Below are 15,991 nucleotides of genomic sequence, written 5' to 3'. Positions count from 1 at the left end.
TCATTTGGTCAATCGCTGTAGTGACTTAAATCACACCCTGGTTGTTGGGCTTGCGAAGCGCTTCCAGCTGAAGGCTTCCAGCAGATCTAGGTCTGAGCGTGAAAGCGGGGTGTTGAGGATCTGGCCGGTGAGCAGCTCTGCGCTGATCGCCGCTAGAAGGACGCCATTGCGGTGGTGTCCGCAGGCCAGCCATAGTCCGGGCATCGGGCCCGGGCCAAGCAGGGGGCCTTCATCCGGTGTGCAGGGCCGGAAGCCCCACCAACGCTCCATCGGCGGCCAGTTCGCTGCCATCGGCAGCAGGCTCGTGATGCCCCTTTGCAGTTGTTTTTGGCCATCGGGAGTGAGGCCTTCGGTGAATCCGGCCTCCCGCTCGCTGGTGGCGCCCACCACGATCAGTCCGTCCTCGCGTGGAACGAGATAGGTGCCGGGCCCGAAGATCACGCGTTTGAGCGCTTGCCGCGGTCCTTGTAAAGACAGCATCTGGCCTTTGACAGGAAATACAGGCAGTTGCGGCACCAGCTGTTGGCTCCAGGCGCCATTGCACAGCACCGCCTGTTGGCAGCTCAGTTGCTGCTGCTCCCCTTCGGCGCTGCGCAGATCGACTCCACACAGCTGTCTCGTGGAATCACACTCCAGGCCATGCACCTCAGCGCCTTCCATGAACTGCACGCCAAGTGAGACACAGGCTCGCTCCAGGGCCCGCATCAATTGCCTGCGATTGTCAATCTGGCCGTCCTGCTCGAACAGCAATCCGGTGCTCCATTCAGGTCCCAGGCCTGGGATTTCTCGCTCTAGGTCGCGTCGGTTCAAGCTTTGCCCAAGCTGAGCCGTCGGGTAGGCGTCACGTTCGGCTGCTGTTTGAAACGGCACCACGATGCCGGTGGAGCGCAGTCCACAGGGCAGGCCGCTGTCCCCTTCGATCTGGGCCACCCAGCTGGGAACTCGGCCCAGGCTGAGTTGTCCGAGTTGCAGCAGGGCGCCGCTCAGGCCTTCGGCGTGGGGGGCCAGCATGCCGGCGGCGACAAATCCTGCCGCTTCACTGCGCCGCCGGCTGATCACGGTCACGGCTTGTCCTCGGCGCGCCAGTTGATGGGCGATTGCCAGGCCCATCAGCCCTCCGCCCAGGATCAGGATTGGAGCGGGTTGGTGCAGGCTTGTGCGCGGTTGCTGGGGGATCGTCATAGGCCTGGACGCCATGAGCGCAGATTGTGGCGGACCACTAATTGACGGCAGGTGAAGACCGTGCCCCAGCTCAAGACCATGGCGGCGAGGACCGGCCACTGCAGCGTCTCGAAGCGGTCTGCGATCCAAAGCCCCAGGCTCAGCACCAAGGCGCCGAGCACTGCAATCTCTTCATAGGGCTCGCCCTGAAAGGTTCGCGGCTCACGGCCAGTGACCACATCCAGCAACATGCCGCCACCCGCGCAGGTGAGTGCAGCACAGATCGCCATCCACCACCAGTTCAAGTCCGCCTCTAAAGCGACCTGCGCACCAATGATGGTGAACGTGGCCAGACCAACGCTGTCGCACAGCCCGAGCACCTGGTTGAACCCCTTGCTGTCCGCTGCCCCAGCGCTCAACAAGCTCGCCAGGATCGAGCCAGCACTCACGACCACTGCAACCACAAGCAGGTAGCTGTTGTCTTTGAAGATGAATGGCGGCGAGCGCATCCCACCGATCAACAGGTCGCGAAGGGTGCCGCCCCCCACAGCGGGAAGCAGCGTGAGGATGAAACAACCCCACATGTCGTAGCGACGTTGTAGCGCTCTGATGAAGCCTGAGAGCGCAAAGGCCGTGGTCCCGATCAGATCCAGGCCATAGAACCAGGGGGATGCCACCAAGGTGGCGAAGGTCTGACGCCCTGCGGGGCCGAGAGGTCCTCGCTGCGGGCCGCCGAGTTCGGAAGCCCGCCAAATGCCAAGGTTCCAGGCGCCCTTGGCCGCACGGTTGATGGCCGTTGGCTCACCGCTGCCTTCGCCGACGATCTCCGCACTGCGGGCGAAAGCCCTTGGATCCAGCAACCCGAAGCCTTGGTCGAGATCCATCAACCGGAGGATCTCATTGAGCATCGCCTGTTGATGTTCAGTGTCGCTGCCATCCATGTAACGCTCAGTGATGGCCACCGCTTCAACCCGATGGCGAGCGGCGTATCGCCATCCGTCGGCCAGGCACTGCAACAACGTCACGAGCTGATCGCGTTTGCGCGCATCGTTCAAATCCTCGGCCCGCACGTAAAGGCCGTCTTCGAGAAACCCGCTGTCTTCTTGCGCGAAACGCACGCTGAACAGATCGGTTTTGAGTTTCCCCGCTTTGAGAATGGTCTGAAATTCGTTGTAGCTCATGGCAGTGGCGCAATCGACGTTGCCGCTGAGCAGATCTTGTGCCGCTGGACGTTGCTGAATCAGTTCAATGGCTTGCAGGTCGAGTCCATGGCGCCTAAGCCAGTACCCGACATCGAATTGATCTCCGATTTTCCAAGTACCCACCCGCTTGCCAGCGAGATCCTCAGCTCTGGTCACGCCGGAATCGGCATTGCAGACCAGCATCGTTCCAGGCCGTTGCAGCAGCTGGGCAATGTTCACCACATCACCCCCCTGGCGTCGCAGATCCAGCGCGTCGGATGACCAGGCGACGGCCACATCCACCTCGCCGTCAAGTAGTCGCTGCAGACCGTTGACGGCGGGTCCACCTGGCTCGAGCGTCACATCGAGGCCTTTGTTTTGAAACAGCTCGTGATCCTGGGCCACGTAAAACCCTGCGAATTGCGCTTGCGGCAGCCAGCGCAACTGGACGCGGAGTGCTTGTGGATGGTGCTGCGGACTGGACGTTGCTGGATTGGCGATCAGAGCGATGGCCAACACCGTGGCCAGCAGGATGTTCTTCAGAAGCCGTCGCCAGCGAAGACTGCCCATGACGGATGGCCGGTGAAGCTGCATTGTGCGTCGCTTCCATAAGATCAGCGAACGCATGGAGACAAGAGATGGCTGCGGAGAGCGCCTGGGAAGCCGTGATCGGTCTGGAGACCCATGTGCAGCTGGGTACAGACAGCAAGATCTTCACAGCGGCTTCGACCACGTTTGGGGATGAACCCAACACCCACATTGACCCGGTGGTCTGTGGTTTGCCGGGAACGTTGCCGGTGCTGAATCAGAAGGTGCTCGAGTACGCCGTTAAAGCGGCGATGGCTTTGAATTTGAATGTTGCCGAACACAGCAAGTTCGACCGCAAGCAGTATTTCTATCCCGATCTGCCCAAGAACTACCAAATCTCCCAATACGACGAACCGATCGCTGAGGACGGTTGGATCGAAGTGGAGGTGGCCGAAAAGGGCAAAGACACTTATCTGAAAAAGATCGGCATTGAGCGCCTTCACATGGAAGAAGACGCTGGAAAACTCGTGCATGCCGGCAGTGATCGCCTGGCTGGCTCCACCCACTCGTTGGTGGACTACAACCGCGCTGGGGTGGCGTTGGCGGAAATTGTCAGCAAACCGGACCTGCGCACGGGCCGTGAGGCGGCGGAGTATGCCTCGGAAATCCGTCGCATCATGCGCTACCTCGGCGTCAGCGACGGAAACATGCAGGAGGGTTCGCTGCGCTGTGACGTCAACATCTCCGTTCGCCGTGGGCCGGATGCGCCGTTCGGCACCAAGGTGGAGATCAAGAATATGAACTCGTTCTCGGCCATTCAGAAGGCCTGTGAATACGAGATCCAACGGCAGATCAAGGCTTACGAGACCGGTGAGCCGATCGTGCAGGAAACCCGTCTTTGGGACGAGGGCAAGCAGCTCACCAAGAGCATGCGCAGCAAGGAGGGCGCCAGTGACTACCGCTATTTCCCCGATCCTGATCTGGGACCGATTGAGGTGAGTGTCGATCAGCGCGAAGGCTGGCGTTCGGAATTGCCGGAACTACCTGCGGCCAAGCGCCATCGTTACGCCGATGACTTGGGGCTGTCTCAATACGACGCCCGGGTGCTCACGGATGAACGCCCGATGGCGGATTACTTCGAAGCTGTTGTGGCGGCAGGGGCTGACGCCAAGCTCGCGTCCAACTGGATCACGGGTGATATCGCTGCCTATGTGAATAGCAACCGCCTGACCTACGGCGCGCTGCCCTTCCGTCCTGAGCAACTGGCCGAGATGGTGCAGCTGATTGATGGCGGCAAAATCAGCGGCAAGATCGCCAAGGAAATTCTTCCGGAATTGCTGGAGAAAGGCGGTTCACCCAAGTCGATCGTGGATGAGCGTGGCCTCGGCATGATCAGTGACCCTGCAGCGATCACGGCCATCGTTGAGGAGTTGCTGGCTGCTCATCCTGCTGAGGTGGAGGCCTTCCGCGGTGGCAAGAACAAGCTCCAGGGCTTCTTTGTCGGTCAGCTCATGAAGAAGACCGGTGGCAAGGCTGATCCCAAGCTGGCGAACCAGATCCTCAGTCAGAAGTTGAAGGGTTGATCACATCGTTCTGGTCGATCTGAAGCACAGATCGACCGTCCGCGGCAATCAGAACTCGCGTCATCACCGATGGGGCGTCGCCTGCTTCCTCCCACCCTGGCGATCCACCAGGAATGTTGAATTCAAATCCAGCTGGTCCTGCATGAATCAAACAGGGATTGTTGGAGGCACTGGCATACATACAGATTCCTGGGCGGTAGACCCTCAAACCGCCATTCCTTCGCGTTGCAGCACCACGGGCCAGATTCATGGAGCGTCGTGCGGCTAAAGGGTTGTTGCGCACAGTCGCATTTACGGCGTCCGGATCGGCCGTGACATCGGCGTAGGGGCTTGGTCCGCTGCTGATCTCGGATTCTGTCTCGACTTGTTCCGGGGATGCTGTTGTCCCAAGTTCGGAGGAGGTGTTCTTGGGTTGGAGCAGCGTTGTTGGTTCGCAGCTGACTTCCGCTGTGCTGAGGTCAACAAGGCTGGCGGCGACCGGACGACGCGTTGTTCGGTCGAAGCATTGGTAGGGCATCGACTCGCTCCGTGCCGTCTGCGCTGAGAGCATTAGGAGTGCGGACCATCCCAAGGAGAGGCTCAGCCGTCGCGTTGACATGGTGAAAGTTGATCAGAAGCGGAACGTAGTGAATTTGTGATGGATTGGTCAAGACGGCTATGTGTGTCGGGATGCGACTGCTTGTGGGCGTCTATTGATGGCCATTCATCGCGTCAGTTGATGCGGAAGCTTGCTGTGTTGATGGCGTTAAAAGCCCACGAATCTGAGCTCGCCAGCGTTGTGGGGGGCCGCTGTTGTTGATTACTGCATCAGCGAGTTCACATTTGCGGGTCAGGGGCCACTGGGCTTGGATTCGCTGATCGGCTGCTTGTGCACTCAAGGCGTTGCGTGCCATGAGTCTTTGACGTTGTTGCTCGAGTGAACAGTTCACAACCCACACCTCACTGCAGATTGATGCCATCCCTGTTTCAAACAGAAGTGGGATCATCAGCACGACAACCGGCTCATTGCTGAGTTTCAACAGTTCGTGTTCGAAGCGATCTCGTACGACGGGGTGAATCAGCCCCTCCAGCCAGCGCCGCTCCTGAGCATCCGCAAAGACGATGCTGCCGAGTGCTGCACGGTTTAAAGCAGGTTGTGTCGGGTCAGATCCTGGATGCAGGACTGCGCTGCCGTAGCGATCGATCACGGCCTGCCAGGCGGGCTCCCCCGGGGCAATGACGTCATGGGCGTACTGGTCGGCGTCCAAGACAGGCACGTTTTGCTGCGCCAGCCAGCGGCTCACACTGCTTTTACCGGAGGCGATTCCACCGGTCAGGCCGATGCGGCGTTGGCGAGACATGACGCGGCGGCAGGATGACACCAGTGTCTCGCGTGGATCCGTGGTTGCCGACAACAGCAGGGCTTCCTCTGAGTGGATGGTGGTGGAGGGAGGCGTCACCGCTCCCACCGGCTTTCTTGGTGCCGGAATCACGGCCGGGCTGAAGGCGTCGGGTAAGCCGGATCTTGCACTTGTTCTGGCGCCAGAGGGTGCGGTCTGTGCCGGCACCTTCACCACCTCGGTGGTGCGTGCCGCTTGCGTGGATCTTTGCGCTGAACGTTTGCTCGCCACTGGAGGCCAGGCCCGAGCGGTGCTGATCAATTCCGGACAGGCGAATGCCTGCACGGGTGATCGCGGCTTGATTGACAGTCAGCGTGCGACGCAGGCCCTGGCAGATCGTTTGGGTGTCGACGCTGATCAGGTGCTGATCTGCTCCACAGGTGTGATCGGCGTGCCGATCCCGATGGAGGTGTTGCTTGGTGGCTTAGACCCGCTCGTGGACGCTTTGGATCCCGAGGGTGGAGCTGCCGCTGCTGGTGCCATCCTCACCACCGATCTGGTGGAGAAGCAGATCGCTTTGGAAGCCACCCTGGCTGGGCGTAGGGTCCGGCTTGGGGGCATGGCCAAAGGATCGGGGATGATCCATCCCGACATGGCCACCATGCTGGGCTACCTCACCTGTGATGCCGGGGTCCCCGCTGATGTGTGGCAGGGAATGGTGCAGCGAGCTGTACGGCGATCGTTTAATGCCATCACGGTCGATGGCGACACCAGCACCAATGACACGGTGTTGGCCTTTGCCGCTGGTGAAGCGCTTCCAGACACGGCTTATGCAGCGTTAGAGGAGGGTTTGACCCGGGTGGCGCAACATCTGGCGCGTGCTATCGCCCGCGATGGGGAGGGAGCCACCTGTCTGATCGAGGTGCAGGTGCAGGGAGCTTCATGCGACCAGGACGCTGTGCACATGGCTCGCACGGTCTGCGGGTCCTCGCTGGTCAAGACCGCCGTGCATGGCAGAGACCCCAACTGGGGTCGGATTGTTGCGGCGGCGGGGCGTTCCGGTGTGTTGTTTGACCCTGACGCTGTTGCCCTCTGGATCGGTGACCACCAGCTGATGGCCGATGGTCAGCCCCTCGCTTTCGATCGCTCGGCGGCCTCCATCTATCTCAGCGAGCGGGCTTGTGGGCGTTATTTGGACGATGACGTCGTCGTCATTCGTCTGAATGTCGGCACGGGGCCAGGCTCTGGATCCGGCTGGGGCTGTGATCTATCGGATCAATACGTGCGAATCAACGCCGATTACACGACCTAGAAATCTGTTGGAGGTGGGATGTCTCCGTTTCCATGGGCAAAAGTCAAAACTCATGATTGGCGACTGCGTAATTAAAGCGTTTTGCTTCAGCGATAGCTCACTCAGTGAAAAAGTCTTGAATTTCGCGTTTTTTCAAGATTTTAATTCTAGATTTGAGGTTTGCATCAAAAGTGCATTTACGTTGGATATCCATATTTCATGCTTCTCTAAAAGCCTTTTACGAAGCACTAATCCATCCCATCTTTTCTCGAAGCATTTGATCGACGTGTTGGGCGTATTTGCTCTCGTATAAAGATTGTATTGCCAAAGAAAATTCGCTGGAAAAGGGCAAGAATAATTCACTTTTGCTTCTGCCGTATTGTGCAGCGATTGATCTGTAAGCTTGATTCATCTGACTCACCTTTTCCGACGAGCTCGCCGAAAATAGTGAATACGATTTAATTAAGTTGTCAGTTACCACCTCGAAAAACTCATTTGAGTTCGAATATTGACTTGCGGATAACTGTGAGAATATTTTCAGAAACTCGTCATTTTTGTGGACGTTGTTACCAAGAAACTTAATTTTTTGGGTTCGTCCAAATCGGCATGCGATGGAGATGGATAACGACTCGTAGCGAACAAAATGCCAAATTCCAGCCGGGAAATAAAGTGTCTCACCTGCAGAAAGTTTGATACAGCTTCCACCTACATAGTGAACAAAATCATTCAGCTCTTGATTCGAAAAATTTTGAAGACAGTGCCCTGACCAATGCGCTACTGGTAAAAGTTTATCAGTAGAAGATATGGGGATTAAAACAATTGTCTTCTCCCCTAGCAATTGATGAAAAAGAACATGTCTTAGGTCGCCGTCGAAATGTAGATGTGCATAGTTTTTTTCTCCTCCAACAAAGAATCGATAATCAACATCATCAAGCAAGCCAAGTTCCGTCAGTTTTGGTCTCGAGTAGTCAGAGAGAATCGCTTTCGGCAAAGCCACCTCATTGCAATAGAGTCCCGAAAATTTTTCGGTTTGATATTCATTTAAATAATCAGACAAGGTGACGCAAGGAGGCGACTTTACTGCCGCACTTTCTTCTTCCGTTAAGGCTCTATTTTGCTGATCTAAAAAATTTCCAAACCCATAAGAAAGTGGTATCAAGCTATGGAGGTAGCGTTTTGGAAGCCTCGCTTTGTGGGCGAACGAATGCAGAGCTCTACCGCATAAACTATCTTCGATGATTAAAGGCCTTGCGGGAAGAATATAATCATCAAAAAAGTTTTTTGGCGAGATTGTTTCTACACGATCGATGTTTGAAAAAGGGTTCATCGCAGGCATAAATAATTGGATGTTGATTTTGGGTGAAGAACACTTAATAAGGCAAGGCCAATGCCGGCATGTCCATCTAGTAATCCAGGAACTAGGCAACTCGATGTAATAGATTGCATCATCAGATATCCTGTATCCTCATATTGCCTTAGCAGATTAACTGATTGGTTGACAGCTAAATCTGATAATTCAGGGCGATTTAGCTGTTCACCAGCTGTTGCTAAAAAAATCAAACGACCAGACTCCCCACAGCAAAGATGGGCAAAATCTTGGCCGAGACTTCTTTTCGTGAGCTCTATTGTTGTGTCAATATAATCATTTGTCATCATTGATAGGTGAGAATTGAGCAGGAGTTGGTTATCAAGAATTGCAAGGCCTTCACCAGCGGGTCCACGACACCAGCCTGTAAAGCGCTCATCACGTTCGTTGGGTTGATCAAGGTACCGTTTCATTTCCTTGTATCCATAGTGAAGAATGACTGATCGATAAATGTCTTTCGGTTCAACATCATTAGCCCTATCGATTGCCAATAAAATTCCAAAGATGCCATGGGCAACTCCTGGCTCTATGGGTTGTAGTTGTGGATTTGTGTTTAAAAAAGAATTCAGAGATTCAAGTGCCATTACAAGTTTCATGGCCAAAACATTGATAATCTCTTTTAAAAGAGGTCGTTGAGTCCTTTGATATAGTTCACTTAATACAATTAAGTCTGCGGAGGCTCCTGAGATAAGAGATAAATCTCTCAATTTTATGTTTTTATAGTTTGTGCCCATCGTTTCAATAAAATCTGCCGCGTGCTCCAAAGCTCTTTCGGATTGTGAGAGCCGATGCGCGCACAAACAGGCATAAATTGGTGATGCAATTCCTTCAAGCCCCTTGCAAAGTGCAATTGAATATTGATCGGCTAATCCAAAGTTCTTTATGAGCTCACTCAATGAGTTCACTGATAATTTTTCGGCTAATGTAGATAAACTCGAATCTTTAAGCATAGTTGCTGCATTGTTTAAAAATATGGATGTTCCTGCAGTACCCGCACTCGTCCAGGGGAGTGGAAATCTGTAGGATATAGTTGGATTTTGCTTGTAAGAGTAAACGCTATACCAACCATTGAAGCCAGCAATGGTCACCATTGAGTTGAGAAACAGATCTGTGAGATTGCGCACTCCTTTGATTAATATGTCTTTGTTCGTTTGTGGCGCTTGTGTTGCTTTAACGGATAGCGCAGGCGGTTCGATAGATTGTTGGTAGGAACCAAATATCGATTTGATCTGCTGTTTATAGTCTTCAAGCTTGGCTTGACTGGCAATTTTAAGTTTATAGGTGAATGCTTTGGGATCGTTGCTTCCGTAGGGTTTTTCCGTTTGACCGTCAGCAGTTGTCCTTCCAATTCTTCCTGAAAAGTACGGAATATCTCGGGAAAATAGTGAATTTGCTTCTGATTCTGAAGTGAAATAGAGATTATGTGCATAATTGCCCAGTTGTCTGTGGCATATCTTTTCTAGGAAAGTACAATAAGCCAGGCCACTTGTAAGGATGTCGTGTGAGGTTGCTGGCTGTAGGAGATCAAAATACTCTTGTGTATTGCGAAGCACAACGCGTGTGTTGAGTCCGTCGAATGCCAAAAATGGGGACTCTTTTGACTTCAAGAGAAAAGATCTGTTCTCTAAACAATGTAAATATGCATCTTCAAAGCCTGCCAAATAGTCTTCAATATAGTGAACTAATTTTTGCTCCTCGCCGTTGATTTGAGGAGACAGTGATATCCAACCAACAGGTCCTTCCACATATTGATAGTTTAAATCCGCAGTTCCAACCTGATTCCAACGAATGACAAGCGTATTGTTGTCAATGGATTGACGACCGGCTGAGCCCCCGAGTGCTATGGCCGGTGCCCCTGCGCTTTTATTTTGAAGCCAACGTGGGTAAGCGCCTAGTGCTTGGATTGAAAGTGATAACGACTCAAGATAAAATGGCAGGTCAGAAGTATTCTCTGGCGTATAATACGACATGCAACTTGATCCAATTGTCTCTAGGTCGACTGGAATTGGATCGGATTGTTGGATGATGAAGTTTTCTTCGTGAAAATCTGTCGCGTTAAGCAAAAACAGTATCGCACAATGTGCGCCAAGTCGTTGAAAGTAATCACTGGCTTCTTTCCGACTCGCTACGCTTCTGTTCGTGTCAATCCATAATGTCCACCCATAATGTTTTCTTGAGATAAAAGGAGCTGTTTTTAAAGATTGATGTTGGCTTCCGTTGTTATACCACTTAATGATGTCGGCGTAAGCTTTGTCAATATCAAAGCTTCTTGGCTTGTACGCTAATGAGAAGGAATGATTGGTTGTGACCTTCCAGACTTTTTGGCCTTGGTTGTGAGGGTCGGAATGGGTAAATGACAGCCTGATGATTGAAAGATCTGGTTTTTCATAAGTTTTTTCTGGTTTAAAGTATTTTGCGATCTCAGAGCGATCGCTTTCAAAGCGATGTGCAAATGTTGTAAGATTTTCCAGCGTTTGTGAACATATCATGCATAGTAAACGCGCTAAAACGGGATAGCGTAGAAAAAGCCTGATGTGTTGCTGCGGATTGTCGACAAATTGATCCATGTAGTCTTGATATCTTTCTTTGGGTTCTCGTGTTGGTTTATTTTTCTCGTAAAAATATTTTTTCATTGACAGTTCTGTGCTGACGACCCTCGCTGTCACCTCTGATAGTTCAATGAGAAGTTCAGTTTTTAAATCCAGGATTGCTTGTAATTCAAATATTGAGGGGTACACCGCCAGTAATTTTTCTAAGTTTTTGTCGAAGTGGTTTGTGAATGGGGCCAGTAGTTTTGGAAACAGCAAGAATCCGTCTTCTGTTTGATGTCTAATTTCTTTTGGCTTGCATTCATTTAATTCATAAGTACTCATTATTTCTAAAAGCGTTTGTGCCCATTTTGGCAGGGTGAATGATGAGTAAATTGGCATGCAACTAAAGGCCTCAACAAGCTCATCTTTATGAATGGCTAGATATTGAAGTCGAGATCTCAACAGGTTTTCATTCTGAGTCTCAGGAGTAAGGTTTTTTATGAATTCATCTGAATAGTATTTGCCTTGTGGGTCATATGCGCAATGCTTTCGTGACCGATAATGCGCAATGCGCTCACGGATATTTGATGCCCTTTGGGCGATTTCAACAATCTCTTCGATCAAGTCTTGCTTATGCTGGCATTATTATTATAGTTCGCAAAATGAATTTGTCATGTTTGGGGTTGAGCGGTATTTGCAGCATTTGTCGCGCAATTTAAAGTCAACTTGTGACAATTTGCTGGTTTGTAGATGCTCTGATTGGAGGATATTGTCAGTACCTGGTTGATCGTGCCAGCTGGTTGTTTTAGTGTGGGCAGCTAGTTTAATTTTGTGTACTATTGTCGGGTTTTAAGCTGAATGTTTTGGGATTCAAGGGCTGATAGCTGTGAGTGTGATGGCTGCTCTCCTTGGCTGTCTTGTTTGGAGTTTTATAAGTTGAAGGTGTGCCTTTGATTCGCTTGACTCTGCCGAGATGATTCAGCGACCCCAAGGAATGAATAATTGGCATTGAAGGTTTTGCTGGACCTGCCTTTGCTATTGCACGTTGATCCGACCTTTTTTATTGGTTCGCTTTTTTCTTGAAGCTTAAACAAAAAATGTTGCCGAAGTATTGCCTCTTGTTAAAAGAGTCTTCGGCAACATGGTTTGTTTGTTTTGTGTTTAGGTTGATGCGTCTTTGGAAAAGTATTTCTTTCGGCTCTGGATTCAGCCGCTGGCAACAGCTGAGCCTATGCCAGTTCCACCAGCTGCTACGGCAGATGTGCCGCCGGCTATTGCAGCTGTGGCTCCTGTGCTAAAGATACCAAGGCCAATTGCAACTGCGCCGCAAGCCACCGTAGTACCTCCAGCGCCGACTCCACACTTGGCGCCTTGGCTCAATCCTCCAGCTGCCAATTCCAGTTCTGCATTTGCTTGCGCTATCGCTGGATTGGTCGGAATTACGACATGCATCTCTGTCGCGGTGTTTGCAAATACTTGGTAATTGATCCCTGAAATGACCGGTACTCCATTATTGGCTAAAGTTGTTTTTCCGTTTTCGAGTAATTCTCTTTTAAGAGCTTCATCCTTGCTGGCTTTGACTAAAGTATTGATTGCTGGGTCGGCATTGCCTTGAGCTGCAGTTTCGACCTCGGGAGTGCTTTCGGGGACTACTAAATTTACGCTGGTTTCATTGTCAAAATGAGGAATGACCCTCACGTTCTCTCCGTAGCTGAATCCAAAGCGTTCCATAAACGATTTTGGATTATTTGCAAATTCTTGGGTTGAAGCATCGCTGCTCCATACGGCTTGGAGAAAATCTTGCGGTGAACCACTCATGGCAAGCGCTCGTGTAAGTAGTTGTGCTGTGCAATTTCATGCTACGCAGTGTGTTTTCCTTGGCTTTTGGGGTTAATGCTTTCTTTATATTGGTTTTAACACTTATGGGTTTATTCTATTTTTAATCTTGCCTTGATTCGTAGCCTGCCTGGTTGCGCATAGCTCCGAGATACTAAAGGTTTGACGATTATTGTTCGTGTTATATGTAGTCGATTCATAATGTAAATTGAGCGTCAGGGTTGAATACTTGTTTTTGGCCGAACGGTTCTCAGCTTTGGTTTTACTCGTTTCTGTCCGGATCTCGCTTTTACCGAGTGGGTAGTTGGCGTCTCGTTGCTGGTCGTGACAGCACAGAGGTTGCCTGTCGCTACTCGCGATCTATGACGTTGAGCGGCACTAAGCCTAATTCGGGGTGAGAATGGGGGCGTTCGACGGCTCGGTGTTCATCAATCGGGATCTGATATGAGTACCACCAGAAACGCTGAAAAGAAGCGGCCCAAGCGCCCTCGGTTCTGGGTGGGACCTCTGGTGGCCGGCTCTTGCTTCGCTTTGGGCTATGGCATCACGCAGCGCATCGTGATGCTGCGCCAAGGTCAGCAGGGCACGCAGCAAGCATCCTTTCAACAAAGTAGTTTTCCCGGGCAGTCCCTCGATTCCCTGCGGCGTCTGTATGGGGCCGATCAGCCCTTGATGGGTGATGTGACGGCCAAGGAAGCCCGGGATGCAGAGAAGCGCCAGATCAATGGTGAGGCCGAGGCGATTGCTGCAGAAGCTGAACAACGCGAGACACAGCAGCAGGCGGCTCTGCGTGAGCCAGCTCTCGATTTGAGCCCCCAGCCGGCCCCTGTGCTGCCGGTTACAGCAGAGCAGCTGCAGGATCCAGCATCTGTGACCTTGCCGGCGGCGGCGGAAACAATGGCGCCCGATCCAGGCACTCCGCTCTCTCCAACGCTCGAACCTGCAGTGCAGGAGACAGATGCTGGCTTCCCGACGACTCCTGTGATGGAGGCTCCGGTTCAAGCGGACTCAGGGCCATCAGAGGTGTTGCCCGTGTCCGAACCCGTCAGCACACCGCAACCCACGTTTGATTCGCAGAACTTTCTTGCTCCGCCGATTGCGCCACCAACCCCTTGATGCAGGTCACGTGAGCGCCTTGGGATCTGCCACAGTTTCATGACTGAATCAATGGCCATGACTCCCCCGGACGCCCTGTTCAGAGCGGCCATGAATCGCCTCATTGCCCGCGTCGGCGAAGGCGTGGCCGATGCGGCCGCAGGTGTTGCTGTGGCGGTTCAGGACGCTCCCGATCGCATCCGTCAGGAATGGGATCTGTTTCAGGAGGAAGTGAAGGCTGAGGCCGAACGCTTGCAACAGACCCGTGACTCGGGGTCGGCATCAGAACAGGCAAGCGACCCGGAGTCACACGAGCCGCTTCAGCAACGCATCGATCGCTTGCGTGCGCAGGTCGCTGAACTCAGCATGCGACTGGAGGAGCGACCTTGAACCGTTGGCGGGCTCGCGCTCTCCCCTGGCGCAGGGGCCTGAGGGCGTTGCGGATCTGGCGGTCGGTCCTGGTCCTGGTGGTGCTGTTGTGGTGGGACAGTCGCAGCTGGAGCTATCCCGGTGGCATGACGCCGGAGCGGCGTCAGACCCGTCAGCAGCAGAGGGCCCGCTGGTTGACGGCGGAGCTGCTGCATCTGGGTTCTGCCTTCATCAAGCTTGGGCAGCTGCTGTCGGCTCGGCCCGATGTCCTGCCAGCTGGCTGGGTCGCTGAACTGGCCGACCTGCAGGACAACGTTCCCTCCTTCCCCTTCGATCAGGCGCAGGCCTTGCTGGAGGAAGAGCTTGGTGCCCGCTGCGCCGAGATTATCGATTTGGATGAGCAGCCACTCGGGGCGGCTTCCCTCGCGCAGGTGCATCGCGCCAGCCTGCGCAGCGGACGCCAGGTGGTGCTCAAAATTCAGCGCCCTGGGCTTGAGGTGCTGTTCCGCCTTGATCTTGAGGTGATGCAACAGGTGGCGGCAGTGCTGCAACGCCATCCCCAGTGGGGGCGAGGACGTGACTGGGTGGCCATTGCCCAGGAATGTCGGCGGGTACTGCTGCGTGAGCTTGATTTCCGTCTTGAAGCGCAGCATGCCGCCCGCTTCCGTCAGCAGTTTCTGGATGAGTCCCGTATCCGGGTTCCTGGAGTGATCTGGGAGCTCAGCACCCGTCGGGTGTTGTGTCTCGACTATTTGCCTGGTATCAAGATCAACGATCGTCCGGCTTTGTTGGAGGCGGGAATTGATCCGTCTGAAGTGGCTGAGATCGGAGCGGCCAGTTATCTGCAGCAATTGGTTCGCTACGGCTTTTTCCACGCTGACCCGCATCCCGGCAATCTCGCTGTGGCCAGCGATGGTGCCCTGATCTATTACGACTTCGGGATGATGGGGCAGTTGTCTGAGCGCCTGCGTCGCCGGCTCGGCTCCATGGTGAGTGCAGCGGCGGCGCGTGATGCTGCCCTGCTGGTGGAGGAGATGCAGGCTGCCGGCGTGATTGCTGCGGATGTTGACCCCGGTCCGGTGCGTCGGCTGGTGCGCTTGATGCTCAAAGACGCGCTGACGCCTCCCTTCAGTGCCTCGGTCATCGACAAGTTGTCCACCGATTTGTACGAGCTCGTTTACGGCCAGCCTTTCCGGCTGCCCGTGGAGCTGATTTTTGTGATGCGGGCCCTGTCCACTTTTGAAGGCGTCGGTCGCAGCCTGGATCCTGGATTTACCCTGGTGGGTATCGCCAAGCCCTATCTGCTGCCTCTGATGACATCCAGTGGATCCGGCTCCAGTGATCTGTTCAATGAACTCGGCCGTCAGGTCGGTGCCTTGAGTTCCCGGGCGGTTGGGATTCCGCGCCGTTTGGATGAAAGTCTTGAACGGCTTGAGCAAGGCGATCTGCAACTGCAGATCCGGATGGGCGAATCCGACCGCCAGTTCCGGCGGATGGTCACGGCGCAGCACTCCATTGGTCAGTCCGTGTTGCTCGGTGGCCTGGCTGTGGCGGCGGCCTTGATGGGAGCCAGTGCCCGCCCTCTCTGGGCGTTGCTGCCCCTGGGAGCTGCGGTGCCGGTGGGCATGGGATGGCTCAAGCTTCAGGTCAAGTTGCGTAAGGACGCTCGCCTGGAATCGCTGTCATCTCAGCAACGTTGACTGCTGTTGAGATTCCAGCCATAAAAAATCC

Annotated in this window: 12 protein-coding genes; 5 read left to right on the top strand and 7 right to left on the bottom strand. The window is 53.7% G+C overall.

Features of this window, described 5'->3' with window-relative positions:
* Positions 1–30 precede the first annotated feature (30 nt).
* Together thiO and SynNOUM97013_RS12610 are read right to left on the bottom strand one after the other, a co-directional pair.
* Complete coding sequence (thiO, locus tag SynNOUM97013_RS12615; RefSeq protein ID WP_186480089.1) at positions 31–1,182, bottom strand: glycine oxidase ThiO; 1,152 nt, start codon at positions 1,180–1,182, stop codon at positions 31–33.
* On the bottom strand, positions 1,179–2,912 hold the full coding sequence (locus SynNOUM97013_RS12610; RefSeq protein ID WP_186480088.1) for a TRIC cation channel family protein: 1,734 nt from the start codon (positions 2,910–2,912) through the stop codon (positions 1,179–1,181). Before SynNOUM97013_RS12610 ends, thiO begins: the two co-directional genes overlap by 4 nt.
* A 68-nt stretch (positions 2,913–2,980) precedes the next feature.
* On the opposite strand from SynNOUM97013_RS12610, the gene gatB reads away from it, so the two are divergent.
* Complete coding sequence (gene gatB, locus SynNOUM97013_RS12605; protein WP_186480087.1) at positions 2,981–4,453, top strand: Asp-tRNA(Asn)/Glu-tRNA(Gln) amidotransferase subunit GatB; 1,473 nt, start codon at positions 2,981–2,983, stop codon at positions 4,451–4,453.
* Here the strand turns inward: gatB and SynNOUM97013_RS12600 are convergent.
* Together SynNOUM97013_RS12600 and coaE are read right to left on the bottom strand one after the other, a co-directional pair.
* Positions 4,431–5,051: a hypothetical protein gene (locus SynNOUM97013_RS12600; protein ID WP_186480086.1), complete on the bottom strand. Its 621-nt coding sequence runs from the start codon at positions 5,049–5,051 to the stop codon at positions 4,431–4,433. The genes gatB and SynNOUM97013_RS12600 overlap by 23 nt on opposite strands.
* A 91-nt stretch (positions 5,052–5,142) precedes the next feature.
* Positions 5,143–5,793 (bottom strand): dephospho-CoA kinase, encoded by a 651-nt coding sequence (coaE, locus tag SynNOUM97013_RS12595; RefSeq protein WP_186480085.1) that lies wholly within the window; start codon positions 5,791–5,793, stop codon positions 5,143–5,145.
* A 76-nt stretch (positions 5,794–5,869) separates the two neighbouring features.
* Here coaE and argJ point away from each other — a divergent pair, with 76 nt between their 5' ends.
* Positions 5,870–7,084 (top strand): bifunctional glutamate N-acetyltransferase/amino-acid acetyltransferase ArgJ, encoded by a 1,215-nt coding sequence (argJ, locus tag SynNOUM97013_RS12590; RefSeq protein WP_255443107.1) that lies wholly within the window; start codon positions 5,870–5,872, stop codon positions 7,082–7,084.
* 217 nt (positions 7,085–7,301) lie between these two features.
* Here argJ and SynNOUM97013_RS12585 read toward each other — a convergent pair whose 3' ends face one another.
* From SynNOUM97013_RS12585 to SynNOUM97013_RS12575, 3 genes are all read right to left on the bottom strand, one after another.
* Positions 7,302–8,399 (bottom strand): cupin-like domain-containing protein, encoded by a 1,098-nt coding sequence (locus SynNOUM97013_RS12585; protein ID WP_186480083.1) that lies wholly within the window; start codon positions 8,397–8,399, stop codon positions 7,302–7,304.
* On the bottom strand, positions 8,387–11,584 hold the full coding sequence (lanM, locus tag SynNOUM97013_RS12580) for a type 2 lanthipeptide synthetase LanM (RefSeq protein WP_186480082.1): 3,198 nt from the start codon (positions 11,582–11,584) through the stop codon (positions 8,387–8,389). The genes SynNOUM97013_RS12585 and lanM overlap by 13 nt, the downstream gene beginning before the upstream one ends.
* A gap of 582 nt (positions 11,585–12,166) precedes the next feature.
* On the bottom strand, positions 12,167–12,778 hold the full coding sequence (locus tag SynNOUM97013_RS12575) for a hypothetical protein (RefSeq protein ID WP_186480081.1): 612 nt from the start codon (positions 12,776–12,778) through the stop codon (positions 12,167–12,169).
* A 462-nt stretch (positions 12,779–13,240) separates the two neighbouring features.
* Here SynNOUM97013_RS12575 and SynNOUM97013_RS12570 point away from each other — a divergent pair, with 462 nt between their 5' ends.
* The 3 genes from SynNOUM97013_RS12570 to SynNOUM97013_RS12560 are packed head-to-tail and all read left to right on the top strand — an operon-like array spanning position 13,241 to position 15,960.
* On the top strand, positions 13,241–13,912 hold the full coding sequence (locus SynNOUM97013_RS12570; RefSeq protein WP_186480080.1) for a hypothetical protein: 672 nt from the start codon (positions 13,241–13,243) through the stop codon (positions 13,910–13,912).
* 57 nt (positions 13,913–13,969) lie between these two features.
* Positions 13,970–14,281, top strand: coding sequence for a hypothetical protein (locus tag SynNOUM97013_RS12565; RefSeq protein WP_186480079.1), 312 nt, complete (start codon positions 13,970–13,972; stop codon positions 14,279–14,281).
* On the top strand, positions 14,278–15,960 hold the full coding sequence (locus tag SynNOUM97013_RS12560) for an AarF/ABC1/UbiB kinase family protein (RefSeq protein ID WP_186480078.1): 1,683 nt from the start codon (positions 14,278–14,280) through the stop codon (positions 15,958–15,960). Before SynNOUM97013_RS12565 ends, SynNOUM97013_RS12560 begins: the two co-directional genes overlap by 4 nt.
* Positions 15,961–15,991 lie beyond the last annotated feature (31 nt).

The organism is Synechococcus sp. NOUM97013 (genome assembly GCF_014279815.1).
In the GTDB taxonomy this organism is placed as follows: Bacteria; Cyanobacteriota; Cyanobacteriia; order PCC-6307; family Cyanobiaceae; genus Synechococcus_C.
Note: the sequence above shows the minus strand (reverse complement) of the source record. Positions and strands in the feature narration are given on the sequence as shown.

Coding starts and splice junctions, on each gene's coding strand:
- thiO (WP_186480089.1), bottom strand. CDS start 1,182: ATGACGATCCCCCAGCAACCGCGCACAAGCCTGCACCAACCCGCTCCA.
- SynNOUM97013_RS12610 (WP_186480088.1), bottom strand. CDS start 2,912: ATGGGCAGTCTTCGCTGGCGACGGCTTCTGAAGAACATCCTGCTGGCC.
- gatB (WP_186480087.1), top strand. CDS start 2,981: ATGGCTGCGGAGAGCGCCTGGGAAGCCGTGATCGGTCTGGAGACCCAT.
- SynNOUM97013_RS12600 (WP_186480086.1), bottom strand. CDS start 5,051: ATGTCAACGCGACGGCTGAGCCTCTCCTTGGGATGGTCCGCACTCCTA.
- coaE (WP_186480085.1), bottom strand. CDS start 5,793: ATGTCTCGCCAACGCCGCATCGGCCTGACCGGTGGAATCGCCTCCGGT.
- argJ (WP_255443107.1), top strand. CDS start 5,870: ATGGTGGTGGAGGGAGGCGTCACCGCTCCCACCGGCTTTCTTGGTGCC.
- SynNOUM97013_RS12585 (WP_186480083.1), bottom strand. CDS start 8,399: ATGCCTGCGATGAACCCTTTTTCAAACATCGATCGTGTAGAAACAATC.
- SynNOUM97013_RS12575 (WP_186480081.1), bottom strand. CDS start 12,778: ATGAGTGGTTCACCGCAAGATTTTCTCCAAGCCGTATGGAGCAGCGAT.
- SynNOUM97013_RS12570 (WP_186480080.1), top strand. CDS start 13,241: ATGAGTACCACCAGAAACGCTGAAAAGAAGCGGCCCAAGCGCCCTCGG.
- SynNOUM97013_RS12565 (WP_186480079.1), top strand. CDS start 13,970: ATGACTCCCCCGGACGCCCTGTTCAGAGCGGCCATGAATCGCCTCATT.